A 15,732-nucleotide genomic window follows, 5' to 3' on the forward strand; every position below is an offset into this window, starting at 1 on the left:
TGTATGTCCGGCACTGAATCTATTGAAGAATTTTATCAGCATAAATTTAACCGCTCACCCAACGGTATAGCGCAGGATAGCAGCCATTTCAATGTTTTTGATTTGGCTGAAACTATCCGCCCGGGCAAATCTTTGCCTTACCAGCGCCGCGACTTTTATAAAATAATGCTGATACGCGGTGATAATATCGTTCATTATGCCGACAAGAGCGTTCCTGCAAACGGCGCAGCATTAACCTTTTTTAACCCGGATGTACCATACAAGTTTGAGCAACGTGGATCAACCTCAGGATACTTTTGTATTTTCAAAGAAGGTTTTTTCAGCGATCATTTACGCAGCAGTCTGAAAGACTTACCTGTTTTTGCGCCGGGGGCTAACGCCATATTCCTGCTTAATGACCAACAGGACCGCCTGGTTACGGATATCTTCGTGAAGATGAGAAATGAAATTGCGGCCGACTACCCCTTTAAATATAACCTGATCAGAAGTTACGTTACCGAACTTATCCATCAGGCTATGAAGCTGCAACCAACGGAACAGCTCTATCAGCAGGCGGATGCAAATTCCCGCATCACCGCAGTGTTTCGCGACTTACTGGAGCGGCAGTTTCCGATCGATTCAGGCACCCGGCAATTCACGCTGCGTTCCGCAACTGACTATGCCAACAAGCTGAATATTCATGTCAATCATCTGAACCGTGCTGTTCGGACAACGACAGGTAAAACCACCACAAAGCTGATCAGCGAGCGCTTACTAAGCGAAGCCAGGGCCCTGCTTACGCATACAAACTGGAACATAGCCGAAATCGGTTACTGTTTAGGTTTTGAAGAAGCTGGAAATTTCAATCATTTCTTTAAAAAAAATACAGGCATTACACCTGGCGCTTACAGGCAACAAATTTCTTAACTCATATGTTATTGCAAAAATATCCATATGATTTATGTAGAGAGCGAATATGCAAGACCCAAAAAGGTAGTACTGGCAGCAGCAGATCCAGTCCTTACCAGCATTGGCGATCAGGTAACCGCCTATGGCACACATGTGAAATATATTGATTTCTGCATCAGCAGAAGCTTTGGAGGCTCGTTCCGATGCAGTACCCAACCGCTTTTAAGAAAAGTTTAATTGCGGCTCAGGAGATAGCGCTTTTTTAAAAAACGTTCTGTCAGGTATTTCCGTACAGGTTCATCGTATAACTTTAAACAAAGATATGCCAGCAAAACACTTCCGATAACCAGCGCCGCCGCCCCTGGTAGCGATTCCATGAATGTCAGATTTTTATTCCTGACCCAGGCATAATATAAGTATATAAACGGATAATGCACCATATACAGCGGATAGGAAATATCTCCTAAAAACTTGCATATCCGGGTAGTATATTTATCTGTCGTCTTCCCGGAAGCTCCCAGATAAACAAGTAAAGGAAAGATAACAGCAAAACAGATGGTGTCGTATAAACCGTTCATCCATAAGTTTTCACTACCACCGATTCGTGGTATTGCTGATAAAATAACGATAGATACGCTACCTATCCAAAAAATGCCTTTTACATTAACAGGTTTAAATATACGGGACAGCAGCAACCCTGCAGAGAATGAAAATAACATACGCAAAGAACCGCCGATTATATTATCTCCTGTGAGAGAAAATCCGACACATATATCTCCATATGGGCCCCCAACAGCAAATGCCGCTAGTCCGCCACCGGCTATTAAAACAAGTACAGCCAACGCTTTCGTGGAGAGTTTGCGAATAAATAGTGCATATAAAATATTCCCGATATACTCAAAGAACAATGACCAACCCGGCCCGTTTAAAGGATACATTTCGCCTACACCCCGAATTTCAAAACCGGTTGTAACCGGAATCAAACAGGCATTCAGCAACGCAGATACCAACAGCATCGTTACAGGTACCCTGGAAACATCCCAGGTTGCGCAACCCTGGAAATAGAACATAACAGCGCCGATAACCGCTCCCACAACAACCATCGGATGCAAACGAATAAACCTCCGCGTGATAAAATCTTTTGTTGTCATTGTTTTCCAACGGTCGTCATAAGCATAGCCTACAACGAATCCTGACAATATAAAAAAGAAATCAACGGCCAAATATCCATGATTGATCTTTTGGTCTAAATGACTGGTTGCATAAGCTTCAAATAAGTGAAAACATACAACGGTTAATGCTGCTACTCCGCGTAATCCGTCAAGTATATTATAATGAGGTTTCGTATCTGCAAATGCTGAAGAGGATGCTACGGCTTTGATCATTTCGTTCTTTTATAGTACAGTATTTTCTTGAAGAACGAAAAATACAGAATTAATTTGAAAGACAGGATAAGGCTTTTCATTGGTTTATACACTATCTTAGAGCTCTCTTTAAACATACCAATGAATTACATAAAATTTTCCCAATCCTATTTTGCGGAAAGGCTTCATGCTGAACTAACAGTGGTTTTAAAAGAAGAATGGCCTTTGCATTTTAACACGCGGGATTTCAATGGCGACTGGCGCAGCATTTCCCTGCGCTCTACCAGCGGAGAAAGCAATAACATCTATGCACATCCTGACGGTGTTTATAAAGACACACCCGTTCTCAGCCTGATGCCTTATGTAAACGAAATCCTGCAATCATGGCATTGTGAAAAGGAATCAGTGCGCCTTTTATCACTGGCTCCCGGCAGCCTGATCAAACCGCACAAAGACCCGGGATGTGACTATCGCACCGGAAAATTCAGGATACACATCCCTATTGTAACCAACCCTGATGTTCACTTTACTATTGAAGAAGAAACACTCTACCTGGCCGCCGGAGAATGCTGGTATATGGATTTCAGTGCCACACACAGCATCATTAACGCTGGCAGTACCGCAAGGGTGCATCTGATTATGGATGGTATAAGAAACAGTTGGACAGACCAGTTATTTGCAGCACATGGCTACGACCTTTCGGAAAAAAGTTCTGCTGAACGCTACGATGCAGCCCAAAAATCCAGGATCATTGAGGAGTTGGAAAAAATGGATACAGAAACAGCCAGAAATCTAATTGCAAGCTTAAAGACAGAATAATGCAGCGCTCTCCCATCGCAAACTGGATTCCTTTTCAACTCAGCCACTCCAGCCAGCATGAATGGATCGTGAAATGGATGGACCTTCGTGATATACGGATAATCCACCCTTTTTTTGATGAAACCATACAGGTTTGCCGGTTCAGGCAACTGGAAAGATCCCAATTGGTAAGCCTCAGCAGCACCGGCTTCCTGACCGAAGTAAGCGAAGATCTCTTATCATTAGAGCCCTCGTCATTTATTTTCCATGTTTCCCGGTGTGGTTCTACGCTGCTATCGCAGGCATTTTCAGCCCCGGATGAAAATATTGTTATTGCAGAAGCACCGTTACTGGATGAGATTTTAAGGGCCGATGAAAAACAGCCGGAGATCAACCTCTCCACGCAGGAAGCCTGGTTCAGGTCGGCGATAAAATTAATGGGGCAGCAACGCAATTTCAAAGAAACTGACTACATCATAAAGTTAGACAGCTGGCATCTCCATTTCTATGAACTCTTACGCACATGGTACCCTCAAACACCTTTCTTCTTTTTATACCGCCGGCCAGACGAAGTAATTGCCTCTCACGATAAACAAAGAGGCATTCATGCTGTTCCGGGAATGGTAAACCCTGCCTTGCTTAAAACAAAGGAACCCGCTTATTTCGGCGGCAATTTTAACAGCTACACCGCGCAGGTACTGGAACAATATTATTTAAAGTTGCAGGCGATCTTTCAATCACATCATCCCAATAACTATTTCTATGACTACGCCAACGGAAGTAAAAAGATGGTGGAAGCTTTCAGTCAGTTTTCAGGTGTTCCTATAAGGAATGCAGATCAAGTGCACACGCGGTTACAATACCACAGCAAATCAACACAGGAAATTTTCAGCACTGAACCTCCCGTCAACAGCGAAAAATTCTTCTTTAAAGATTGCCATGATACTTACGAACAGTTAAGATCTGCTATCTCTTAAAATTTCAACATTTTACTCATACAATATAATGGGGCATATTATCCAGTTTACCGGCTTATCAGGAACAGGTAAAACCACGCTATCCAATATTTTCCTCGAATGGGGTAACCATCGGAATTTAAAAATAAAAATAATAGACGGGGATGTTTACCGTCAGACACTTTGTAAAGACCTGGGGTTCAGCAAAGCAGATCGTCTGGAAAATATTTCCAGACTTGGTGCTTATGCTGCCTCCATTTCAGAAGATTATGACTTTATTTGCATAGCAGCTATCAACCCCTATGAAGAAGGAAGGAACAAGCTCAAACTTAAGTACAAAGCTTTATTAATCTGGCTTAAATGCGATTTGGGAACCCTGATCAACAGAGATCCTAAAGGACTTTACCAGAAGGCATTGCTACCGGATACACATCCCGACAAGATCCACAACCTGACGGGGCTGAATGATACTTTTGATATGCCGGAAACAACTGATCTTATTCTGGAGACTGATAAATTAAATCCTGATGAGGCCCTGCAAGGGATGATCAGTTTTCTGGAGAACAGGAAGTTGCTATAAATAATTTAACGGAACAAGTTAACAGTAGCCCCTATTTCCAAACTACCATCGGTATAGGTTTTTACGCCACCCGTCTGGGTCGTATACATTACCTGGAATACCACTGTTTTTCGTATATCTACACCTATACCCGTAGTTAAACTTTTGGTAGTATGATACATGGCCATTACACTGAGCAGATTATCCAGGAAGCCTGCATTAACGCCCGCATCCAGTATATTTTTATAGCCTCTCACACCCCGGTAAGTTACTTTAGGGGTAAGACTACTCAGGGCGCCTTCCGGTGTAAACCGGTAAGCTGCAGCAGTGATAAAGATAACACCGCCGTCGGCCCCCAAATTATCTCCTTTAACAAGTCCTCTGATATTTGGCAATGCAGCCTGTACAGTGAGATGTTTATCGGTATACGCCATCCCATATTCCCCTTCAAAGTAGTCGTCGCGGCGGTTAAATGAGCTGACGGAAGGATCATTGGGATCACCATTGAGCTTCTGATAGTCGATCCGCTGCACATTCAATGCCAATGAAAGACCAAAATGCAGCTCCTGTCCCCTATCTGTCAACGGAAGATGATAAGCATAACTGACAGCTACTCTCGACCTGTTTATCAGCCCTGCAACATCGTTAAATACATTTAATCCCAGTCCTACTCTTTTGCCAATATTGCCATCTGCAGTAAAGTACTTGGTAACAGGGGCTCCGTCTACGCCTCCCATCTGCCGGTGATAGGCAGCATTCAGGTGGAGTCCGGAATCAATGCCTGCCATAGCGGGGTTGCTCAGGTATTCATTTTGAAAATACTGCGTTCCCGAGGGCTCCAGCAGTGCCTGCGCATTACTGAGAGACTGGGCCATTCCCTGCCGGGTAATGCCTGCTGTCAACAGACAGCAGAGCATTACTACACGAAAATGTTTTTTATACCACATCTTTTTAAGCATTAGCATTTTAAAAATTGTTAGTTGTTACAATGGTGATAAATCCTTTCGCTGTTTTAGCACCTCCCTTAATTGTTAAAATATAATAGTAGGTACCTTCTGCCAGCACATGGCCATTCACCGTGCCATCCCATTCGTTGTTATAATTCCGCTTCTGATATACCAGGCGGCCCGTACGATCAAATATTTTCACTTCATTATCCGGATAGCTGTCCAGGTTACGGATCACCCATTTGTCGTTCTTTCCATCTCCATTAGGAGTGAGTAAATTGGTAGCATCTACTTTAAAGTCTTCATTCACTACTAAATCAATCTTACCGGTACTGCTACATCCGTATATATTGGTAGCCGTTACCTGGTAAGAAGTATTCACCATTGGTCTTACCTGCAACACCGCCTGCTGACGGTCGCCGATAATCCCCGTTGCCTGATCCCATGCATATACAACACCACCGGTGGCAGTGAGCAACACAACGTCTCCTTTGGAAATGGTGTTTCCCTTATCACTGCTGATGTTTACTACCGGCAAACTGTGAACGGTAACCGCGAAGCTCCGGCGCAATGTATCCACACCACCATTTGCAGTACCACCATTATCCTTGATGGTTACGGTAATAGTAGCTACACCACCTGTTATAGAAGATTTCAGTTTATAAGTGATCAAACCGGCATCATTTACTGTAAGTACATCAAAGAATGCTTTGTCGGACTGAATGGTAAAATGATAGGTTTGTCCTGGTTCCACCGCAGAAGCTCCCGTCAGCTGAACAGTTTGCGCATCTGTGATAGCACAGCTGTTTACATCTGCTATCGGATCAAGTACGGGCGGCTTGTTTACAAAGCTGCTCAGTACCCTGATTGTTACCGGTGTTGCTATACTTGTATTCAGTCCATCACTGACAGTTACCGTTAACGTAACCGAAGTGCCGGATTCACTCTTCAGTTTCACCGCATCCTTCACAGTAATATTTCCGCTGGCATCAATGGCAAGAGCACCATTGGATCCGTCGTTTGCAAGGGTCCAGTTTTGCAAGACACCCATCACTTCAACAGCAGTTACCTTTCCGATAAACTTACCAACTGCTTCATTATCCATTACGTCAAATGTTTGCCCGGCTGTTATAACAGGTGCAGTAGCATCATATACCAGGCTTAATGTATTCGACGCAGCGTTATTGTTGTTACCGCTGTTTACAGCCACGGCAGCCGGAACCTGTATGGTTACAGTGCCATCGGCAGCCGGCGTGATCAATGCAGTGTATGTGATATGATCTGTTGTGGCTACGTTACTTACTGTAGCATTGGTAGTCGTGAAACCTGCTGTGGCAAAGCCTGTTACCGCTTCGCTGAAGGTTACCGTAACTGTAAACGCATGATTCAACGGGGATACTGCGGTAGTAGATAAAGTAACCGTTGGTACTACTGCGTTCACAAACACCCCGCTGGTATTGCCTGCATTCTGAAGGGTGAGTGCCGCATTATTAGTAGCGTCATCCTGCATGGTTGCACCGTTGAGTGCAATGCTGGCGCCCAGCGTGATACCGTTGAGATCCAGTTCTCCAGGCTGCACAACGTACGTAAATGTTAAAGCATTCGTGCCGCTGCCGCCGGTGTAGGTGGCTTTACGGGTGGTTGTACCTATGATTACATCGAGTGAAGGTGTGCCTCCATTTACCAGCACATTTTCACTATAGTTTACCGTGAAGCTCAGTGCCTGACCGGCCTTGTAATAACCATTGGCAGGAACACCTACGGAGGTGATGGCTGGCGCCGTGTGATCGTAGGTAAAGCTCAATGTATTGGATGCGGTATTATGATTACCGCCGATGTTAACTGCTGTATTTGCTGGAACACTAAGTGTTACCGGGCCGTCAGCTGTTGGTGTTACCAGTACGGTATAAACAATGTTATTTGTTGTTGACAGGTTACTTACCGTTGCGTTGGTAACAGTCAGGCCTGCTAAAGTAACTCCTGTCACTGCTTCGCTGAAAGTAATGGTCACCGTAAATGGCTGATTCAGTATAGATGCCGCTGTGGAAGACAATACCACTGAAGGGATGGAGGTGTTTACAAATACATTGCCGGTATTACCTGTATTATGCAGTGTCAGCACCGCATCGTTGGTGGCTGCATCCCGGATGGTGCCACCGTTTAGTAACAGGTTATTAAGGCTGATACCGCTCATGGCCATATCCCCGCTCTGCACCGTGTAACTAAACGTTAATGTGCTGCTACCGCTTCCACCGGTGTAGGTGGCTTGAACAGTGGAGGTACCTAATACAACTGGCAGAGAAGGTGTACCCGTTACCGTTACTTTTTCACTGAAGTTAATGGTGAAGCTAAGTGATTGACCTGCTTTGTAATAACCGTTAGCTGGTACACCTACACTGGCAACTACCGGAGCAGTACCATCATAGGTAAGATTTAAAGTATTAGATGCCGTATTATTATTACTACCGATATTCACCGCTGCGGCTGCAGGAACAGTAACGGTAACTGCGCCATCTGCTGTAGGAGTGATCAGGGCGGTATAAGTGATATGATCTGTTGTAGCCACATTGCTCACGGTGGCGTTGGTAGCCGTAATCCCCCCCGCAGTGAAACCGGTTACCGCTTCACTGAAGGTAGCAGTAACCGTAAACGCATGATTCAACGGCGAAGTCGCCGTGGTAGACAATACGACAGACGGGATGGATGTATTTACGAATACCTGGCTGGTATTACCTGTGCCATGCAGGGTCAGCACTGCATCGTTCGTTGCTGCATCTTTGATGGTGCCTCCATTCAATAACAGGTTACTCAGATTGATACCACTCATCGCCATATCTCCGCTCTTCACCGTGTAGCTGAACGTTAATGCTGTACTGCCGCTACCACCGGTGTAGGTGGCCTGTACAGTGGACGATCCTATTACCACCGGCAGAGACGGTGTGCCCGTTACCGTTACATTTTCGCTGAAGGTAACTGTGAAGCTGAGCACCTGACCTGCTTTGTAATAACCATTGGCAGGAACGCCTACGGTGGTGATTACAGGGGCAGTGGCATCATATGCCAGGCTTACGGTATTAGACGCGGTATTACCATTGTTACCGCTATTTATAGCTGCACCAGCTGCTACCTGCACAGTAACAGCGCCATCTGCCGCAGGTGTGATCAGGGCGGTGTAAGTGATATGATCTGTTGTGGCTACGTTACTTACTGTAGCATTGGTAGTCGTGAAACCTGCTGCGGTAAGGCCTGTTACCGCTTCGCTGAAGGTAGCCGTAACTGTAAACGCATGATTCAACGGGGATACTGCGGTAGTAGATAAAGTAACCGTTGGTACTACTGCGTTCACTAATACTCCGCTGGTATTACCTACATTCTGAAGGGTGAGTGCCGTATTATTAGTAGCATCATCCTGCATGGTTGCACCGTTGAGCGCAATGCTGGCGCCCAGCGTGATACCGTTAAGATCCAGTTCTCCATTTTGTACAACGTACGTAAATGTTAAAGCATTCGTGCCGCTGCCGCCGGTGTAGGTGGCTTTACGGGTGGTTGTACCTATGATTACATCGAGTGAAGGTGTGCCTCCATTTACCAGCACATTTTCACTATAGTTTACCGTGAAGCTCAGTGCCTGGCCTGCCTTGTAATAACCATTGGCAGGAACACCTACGGAGGTGATGGCTGGCGCCGTGTGATCGTAGGTAAAGCTCAATGTATTGGATGCGGTATTATGATTACCGCCGATGTTAACTGCTGTATTTGCTGGAACACTAAGTGTTACCGGGCCGTCAGCTGTTGGTGTTACCAGTACGGTATAAACAATGTTATTTGTTGTTGACAGGCTACTTACCGTAGCGTTGGCAACATTTATACCTGCTAAGGTAATTCCTGTCACTGCTTCGCTGAAAGTAATGGTCACCGTAAATGGTTGATTCAGTATAGATGCTGCTGTGGAAGACAATACCACTGAAGGGATGGAGGTATTTACAAATACATTGCCGGTATTACCTGTATTATGCAGTGTCAGCACCGCGTCGTTGGTGGCTGCATCTTTGATGGTGCCACCGTTTAGTAACAGGTTATTAAGGCTGATACCGCTCATGGCCATATCCCCGCTCTGCACCGTGTAACTAAACGTTAATGCGCTGCTACCGCTTCCACCGGTGAAGGTGGCTTGAACAGTGGAGATTCCTAATACAACTGGCAGAGAAGGTGTACCCGTTACCGTTACATTTTCACTGAAGTTAACGGTGAAGCTAAGTGATTGACCTGCTTTGTAATAACCGTTGGCAGGTACACCTACACTGGCAACTACCGGAGCAGTACCATCATAGGTAAGATTTAAAGTATTAGATGCCGTATTATTATTACCACCGATATTCACCGCTGCGGCTGCAGGAACAGTAACGGTAACTGCGCCATCTGCTGTAGGAGTGATCAGGGCGGTATAAGTGATATGATCTGTTGTAGCCACATTGCTCACGGTGGCGTTGGTAGCCGTAATCCCCCCCGCAGTGAAACCGGTTACCGCTTCACTGAAGGTAGCAGTAACCGTAAACGCATGATTCAACGGCGAAGCCGCTGTGGTAGACAATACGACAGACGGGATGGATGTATTTACGAATACCTGGCTGGTATTACCTGCGCCATGCAGGGTCAGCACTGCATCGTTCGTTGCTGCATCTTTGATGGTGCCACCATTCAATAACAGGTTATTCAGGCTAATACCGCTCATCGCCATATCTCCGCTCTGCACCGTGTAGCTGAACGTTAATGCTGTACTGCCGCTACCACCAGTGTAGGTGGCCTGTACAGTGGACGATCCTATTACCACCGGCAGGGACGGTGTACCCGTTACCGTTACATTTTCGCTGAAGGTAACTGTGAAGCTGAGCACCTGACCTGCTTTGTAATAACCATTGGCAGGAACGCCTACGGTGGCGATTACAGGTGCAGTGGCATCATATACCAGGCTTAAGGTATTAGATGCAGTATTAGCATTGTTACCACTGTTTACGGCTGCACCAGCTGCAACCTGCACAGTAACAGCGCCATCTGCCGCAGGTGTGATCAGGGCGGTGTAAGTGATATGATCTGTTGTTGCCACGTTGCTTACTGTAGCATTGGTAGTCGTGAAACCTGCTGCGGTAAAGCCTGTTACCGCTTCGCTGAAGGTTGCCGTAACTGTGAACGCATGATTCAACGGGGATACTGCGGTAGTAGATAAAGTAACCGTTGGTACTACTGCGTTCACTAATACTCCGCTGGTATTGCCTGCATTCTGAAGGGTGAGTGCCGCATTATTAGTAGCATCATCCTGCATGGTTGCACCGTTGAGTGCAATGCTGGCACCCAGCGTGATACCGTTAAGATCCAGTTCTCCATTTTGTACAACGTACGTAAATGTTAAAGCATTCGTGCCGCTGCCGCCGGTGTAGGTGGCTTTACGGGTGGTTGTACCTATGATTACATCGAGTGAAGGTGTGCCTCCATTTACCAGCACATTTTCACTATAGTTTACCGTGAAGCTCAGTGCCTGGCCTGCCTTGTAATAACCATTGGCAGGAACGCCTACGGAGGTGATAGCTGGCGCCGTGTGATCGTAGGTAAAGCTCAATGTATTGGATGCGGTATTATGATTACCGCCGATGTTAACTGCTGCATTTGCTGGAACACTAAGTGTTACCGGGCCGTCAGCTATTGGTGTTACCTGTACGGTATAAACAATGTTATTTGTTGTTGACAGGTTACTTACCGTTGCGTTGGTAACAGTCAGGCCTGCTAAGGTAAATCCTGTCACCGCTTCGCTGAAAGTAACGGTTACCGTAAATGGCTGATTCAATATAGATGCCGCTGTAGAAGACAATACCACTGATGGTATAGCGGTATTGACAAACACGTTGCTGGTGTTACCTGCATTATGCAGTGTCAGCACCGCATCGTTGGTGGCTGCATCTTTGATGGTTCCTCCATTTAATACCAGGTTACCGATACCGATACCGCTCATAGCCATATCCCCGCTCTGCACCGTGTACTGGAACGTTAAGGTACTTGTACCACTGCCGCTAACATAAGGAGCATGTACGGTGGAACTTCCTATTACTACTTCCAGGTAAGGCGCTCCTGTAGTGATGACATTCTCGCTCAGGTTAACACTAAAGGTAAGCACACTGCCGGCTTTGTAGTAACCATTGGCAGGTACACCAACACTGGCAACTACCGGAGCAGTGCCATCATAGGTAAGATTTAAAGTATTAGATACTGTATTGTTATTACCACCAATATTCACCGCTGCGGCTGCCGGAACAGTAACGGTAACTGCGCCATCTGCTGCAGGAGTGATCAGGGCGGTGTAAGTAATATTGTCTGTTGTGGCCACATTGCTCACGGTGGCGTTGGTAGCCGTAATACCCCCCGCAGTGAAACCAGTTACCGCTTCACTGAAGGTAGCAGTCACTGTAAACGCATGATTCAACGGCGAAGTCGCCGTGGTAGACAATACTACAGACGGGATGGATGTATTTACGAATACCTGGCTGGTATTGCCTGCGCCATGCAGGGTCAGCACCGCATCGTTCGTTGCTGCATCTTTGATGGTGCCACCATTCAATAACAGGTTATTCAGGCTAATACCGCTCATCGCCATATCTCCGCTCTGCACCGTGTAGTTGAACGTTAATGCCGTACTGCCACTACCACCAGTGTAGGTGGCCTGTACAGTAGACGATCCTATTACCACCGGCAGAGACGGTGTACCCGTTACCGTTACATTTTCGCTATAGTTAACTGTAAAGTTGAGCACCTGACCGGCCTTGTAATAACCATTGGCAGGAACGCCTACGGTGGTGATTACAGGGGCTGTAGCATCATATGCCAGGCTTAAGGTATTAGATGCAGTATTAGCATTGTTACCACTGTTTACGGCTGCACCAGCTGCAACCTGCACGGTAACAGTGCCATCTGCCGTAGGTGTGATCAGGGCGGTGTAAGTGATATTATCTGTTGTGGTCAGGTTGCTCACGGTAGCATTGGTAGCCGTGAAGCCTGCTGCCGTAAAGCCCGTTACTGCTTCGCTGAAGGTTGCCGTAACTGTAAACGCATGATTCAATGGAGATACTGCTGCTGTAGATAATATTACCGTTGGTACCACTGCATTCACTAATACTCCGCCGGTACTGCCTACATTCTGAAGTGTAAGCGCTGCGTTATTGGTAGCAACATCCTGCATGGTTGCACCATTGAGGACAATACTGGAGCCGAGGCTGATACCCGTGAGCGCCTGCTCATCGGTCTGTATAGTATACGTAAATGTTAAAGCGTTGGTTCCGCTGCCGCTAACGTAATTTGCATGACGGGTATTGGCGCCAATTGTTACGTTCAGATAAGGAGTACCACCTGCTACAATTACATTTTCGCCATAGTTTACCGTAAAGGTCAGGTTATCGCCTCCGGTATAGGTCTTATTTGCCGGTACACTAACAGACGTTACAGCTGGTGGTGTCTGATCCAGTATAATACTCGCCTGACCTGTTAGTGAAGTATTCTGTACCCGGTCGCGTACCTGCACGTAAACGGTTTTGTTTCCATCTCCTGCCGGAAGGTTCCAGGCTTTGGTAGCAGCATAGTTTTCCCAGGCACTCCAGGTCGTATTATTATTGGAGAAACGCATCTGCAGCAGAGGATCAGCATCTGTATAAGCAAGTGTTAAAGTAACTGCTGTGGAATTGGTATAAGCTGCACCTGCATTTATTTGCATAGTGCCTACCGGCGCTGTTCTGTCTATGGTATAAGTGGGGCCAGCTGTATAAGGCAGCGGGGGAATAATCGTATTGGTAATGCCTGTACCATTCACATTTAATTTTAAAGTACCATCTCCGCTTCCAGTATTAATGGCTACATTATACACATTATTGTTGCCGGTGATGGAAGCAATATTTGCACCAACCGGGCCATTAGCCACCAGCGTGAATGCAGCAGGCGTTACATTGTCTGCCATATTACTGAAAGTAACGGTGTAGTTAACAGTAGCAAGTGCCGTTGGGCTGGAATTTACCGCTGTCACACTATTGATGCCAATAGTCGGTGGTGTAAGCACCAATGCCTGAGTGGTAGTGGCATCATGAAACCCATCATTGACATATACCTTTCCGGTAGCCGTATCCGAAGTAATACCCCAGGGATAATCAGGGTAGGAGATGCCTAGCCCCGTGAATATAACAACACCCTGACCTTGTTGGGTGGGATCTTTATACTTCACTACCTGTGCGGCAGTAGAACTGACTCCTTCCACTGTATACAACACATCTCTGCCATCAATGCCCATGGAAACAACCGCTTTTCCAGAAGAAAGTACAGTTGGCGTATATGGAGGAATAGGTGTAGGTAGCCCTATAGTCGGCGTAAGCTTGATCAGGCGGCCACCACTATTATTCTCCAGAAAATCTGTCACGTAGATATTATTATGGGAATCAATGGCAAGCCCCCAGGGAAAACTCTGCGCTCCGGCAGGAGTGGGAAGATTGCTATAAACAACCGTACCGGAAGCGGAGCTGGCATCCACATTATAATCCACTACCTGGTAGTTAGCGCTACCATCATATTCTACTGTCCATACATGATCATTAGCATCTATAGCAATAGCACTATAATATTTGCCGGATTGTACAACAACTGCACTATAAGGAGGCCCGGCAGGTGAAAGCCTAATGATCTGTCCATTGCCGCTTAAAAAGGAATTCAATACAAAAACAGTTCCGTGTGAATTGACAGCAATACCCCATGGTAAATCATTCGCATCAAAAGTTAGTCCCTTATAGATAACCTGTACGTTATTTTTATCTGCGTTAATGTATTTAGCTACTTCATAATCATTATCAGTAGCGTTATAACGTACTTCATAAATATTATTCTGCTTGTCTCTGGCCATGGCTGTATAATAGCCGCCATTATCCATAGTAGTGCTAACATATTGCGCCTTACCCAAATAACAGGTAAACAGCAGACAGCATAGAAGCCACCATGCCTTCATACTTTTAGTAACAGGGATCATTGTATGGTCATTAAATGCAGAGAAATGGATTTTGCCAGCCCGAAACACACTCGTTGTGTATTACTTCAAAAATCTTCGCATCAAAGCGCATCCCTTTTCCTTGTTCGAGAATAGTTTTATATATCTTATTACCTTTAGTGGTTATTTTCAAAATATTAGCATCAGGTAAGGCGAAACCTGAAGAGGGATAAAAATTCTTTTCTCCGCGGGGTCCACGGATAGTACCGGTACGCAACCGCTGTTTTACGGTATCCCAATCCTTTTTTTGCGCATATGGTAACAGCTCTCTCCACATAAGTCCTGCTTCATAACCCATCAGGGCATAAATATTAGCTGGTTGCTGTGCTGTCGACTCAAATTTCTTTACAAATACCTGGTTGATTTTGTTCTCATCTTCTCTCAGCCACGACACAGAAGAATATACTTCAATATCCATATGCCGGATATCTTCCAGGATATCTTCATAGCCCATTGTTTCATTGATCAGCAAAGGGATTTTTTTATGCATACCACTACTGATCCATTTCTTCAAAAAATTAATCCCCATGGTACCGCTAAAAATAGCATGTACATAAGGGGGAGGATCTTTTTGCCATTTTATAAAAATGTGATCCAGCTCCATTTTAAGTGGGTCCTTCTCATCAAACGGCAGGATACTAATACTTACCTGGGTACCGCCTGCAGCAGTTAAGCCTTGCTGAAAAGCGGCATGAAGATGATAGCCACCTTCATACACCGGCGTGATAACATGCCCGCCATTCCCTTTTGTTTTTTGTGCCCAGTAGCCCAGCGCATATTGCGATTGCCATAACTGGTGAGATGCAAAAAAAATATCGGGGCTCAGGTGCGAAAAATGCGGGATATATTCTCCCATATCAAAAAAGAAAGCCGGCTTCTTTTCCCGCTCTACGTGCGGAATTAAGCCCGGCAATGCTTTATAGCTAATCAAACCGGATAATACATCCACCCGGTTAAAAAAATACAGCTTACGGGCTGCATCTTCACATGCCTGCATACTGCCTTTATCCGTATACTCAGGAAAAAACTGGACAGTACGTTGCCGCGCAGGATCCAACCCCATTCCCAGCAACATGCCGGTAAGCAGATGAAGTGAATAATGCGGATATATACCCGAATAAGGAGTCAGAAAACCTATTGTAAGCGGCTGCGCCAT

9 protein-coding genes are annotated in these 15,732 nt (G+C 45.7%); 5 read left to right on the top strand and 4 right to left on the bottom strand.

From position 1 onward, the window contains the following. The first annotated feature begins 3 nt into the window (after positions 1–3). Both UNH61_RS16900 and UNH61_RS16905 read left to right on the top strand, forming a co-directional pair. Entirely contained in the window at positions 4–906 is a 903-nt protein-coding gene (locus UNH61_RS16900) for a helix-turn-helix transcriptional regulator (RefSeq protein ID WP_326993150.1), read from the top strand. Between the two features lie 27 nt (positions 907–933). Then, the gene (locus UNH61_RS16905) at positions 934–1,125 is read left to right on the top strand and encodes a hypothetical protein (RefSeq protein ID WP_326993151.1); all 192 of its coding nucleotides are present in this window, start codon (positions 934–936) and stop codon (positions 1,123–1,125) included. On the opposite strand, the gene UNH61_RS16910 is transcribed toward UNH61_RS16905, so the two are convergent. Beyond that, a complete protein-coding gene (locus UNH61_RS16910) occupies positions 1,122–2,273 on the bottom strand; it encodes an acyltransferase (RefSeq protein WP_326993152.1) in 1,152 nt (383 codons plus the stop codon). The genes UNH61_RS16905 and UNH61_RS16910 overlap by 4 nt on opposite strands. Before the next feature lie 120 nt (positions 2,274–2,393). On the opposite strand from UNH61_RS16910, the gene UNH61_RS16915 reads away from it, so the two are divergent. From UNH61_RS16915 to UNH61_RS16925, 3 genes are read left to right on the top strand one after another with little or no spacing between them, the layout of a single operon-like run. Next, complete coding sequence (locus UNH61_RS16915; RefSeq protein ID WP_326993153.1) at positions 2,394–3,071, top strand: aspartyl/asparaginyl beta-hydroxylase domain-containing protein; 678 nt, start codon at positions 2,394–2,396, stop codon at positions 3,069–3,071. Continuing rightward, positions 3,071–4,027 carry a hypothetical protein gene (locus tag UNH61_RS16920; RefSeq protein ID WP_326993154.1) on the top strand — a complete coding sequence of 319 codons (957 nt, stop codon included), beginning with the start codon at positions 3,071–3,073 and terminating at the stop codon, positions 4,025–4,027. Before UNH61_RS16915 ends, UNH61_RS16920 begins: the two co-directional genes overlap by 1 nt. A 28-nt stretch (positions 4,028–4,055) precedes the next feature. Then, positions 4,056–4,586, top strand: coding sequence for an adenylyl-sulfate kinase (locus tag UNH61_RS16925; RefSeq protein ID WP_326993155.1), 531 nt, complete (start codon positions 4,056–4,058; stop codon positions 4,584–4,586). A 5-nt stretch (positions 4,587–4,591) separates the two neighbouring features. On the opposite strand, the gene UNH61_RS16930 is transcribed toward UNH61_RS16925, so the two are convergent. From UNH61_RS16930 to UNH61_RS16940, 3 genes are read right to left on the bottom strand one after another with little or no spacing between them, the layout of a single operon-like run. After that, positions 4,592–5,512 (bottom strand): PorP/SprF family type IX secretion system membrane protein, encoded by a 921-nt coding sequence (locus UNH61_RS16930; protein WP_326993156.1) that lies wholly within the window; start codon positions 5,510–5,512, stop codon positions 4,592–4,594. Between the two features lie 19 nt (positions 5,513–5,531). Beyond that, entirely contained in the window at positions 5,532–14,537 is a 9,006-nt protein-coding gene (locus UNH61_RS16935; RefSeq protein WP_326993157.1) for an Ig-like domain-containing protein, read from the bottom strand. Positions 14,538–14,568: 31 nt separating this feature from the next. Then, a complete protein-coding gene (locus UNH61_RS16940; protein WP_326993158.1) occupies positions 14,569–15,732 on the bottom strand; it encodes an ABC transporter substrate-binding protein in 1,164 nt (387 codons plus the stop codon).

The organism is Chitinophaga sp. 180180018-3 (genome assembly GCF_037893185.1).
In the GTDB taxonomy this organism is placed as follows: domain Bacteria; phylum Bacteroidota; class Bacteroidia; order Chitinophagales; family Chitinophagaceae; genus Chitinophaga.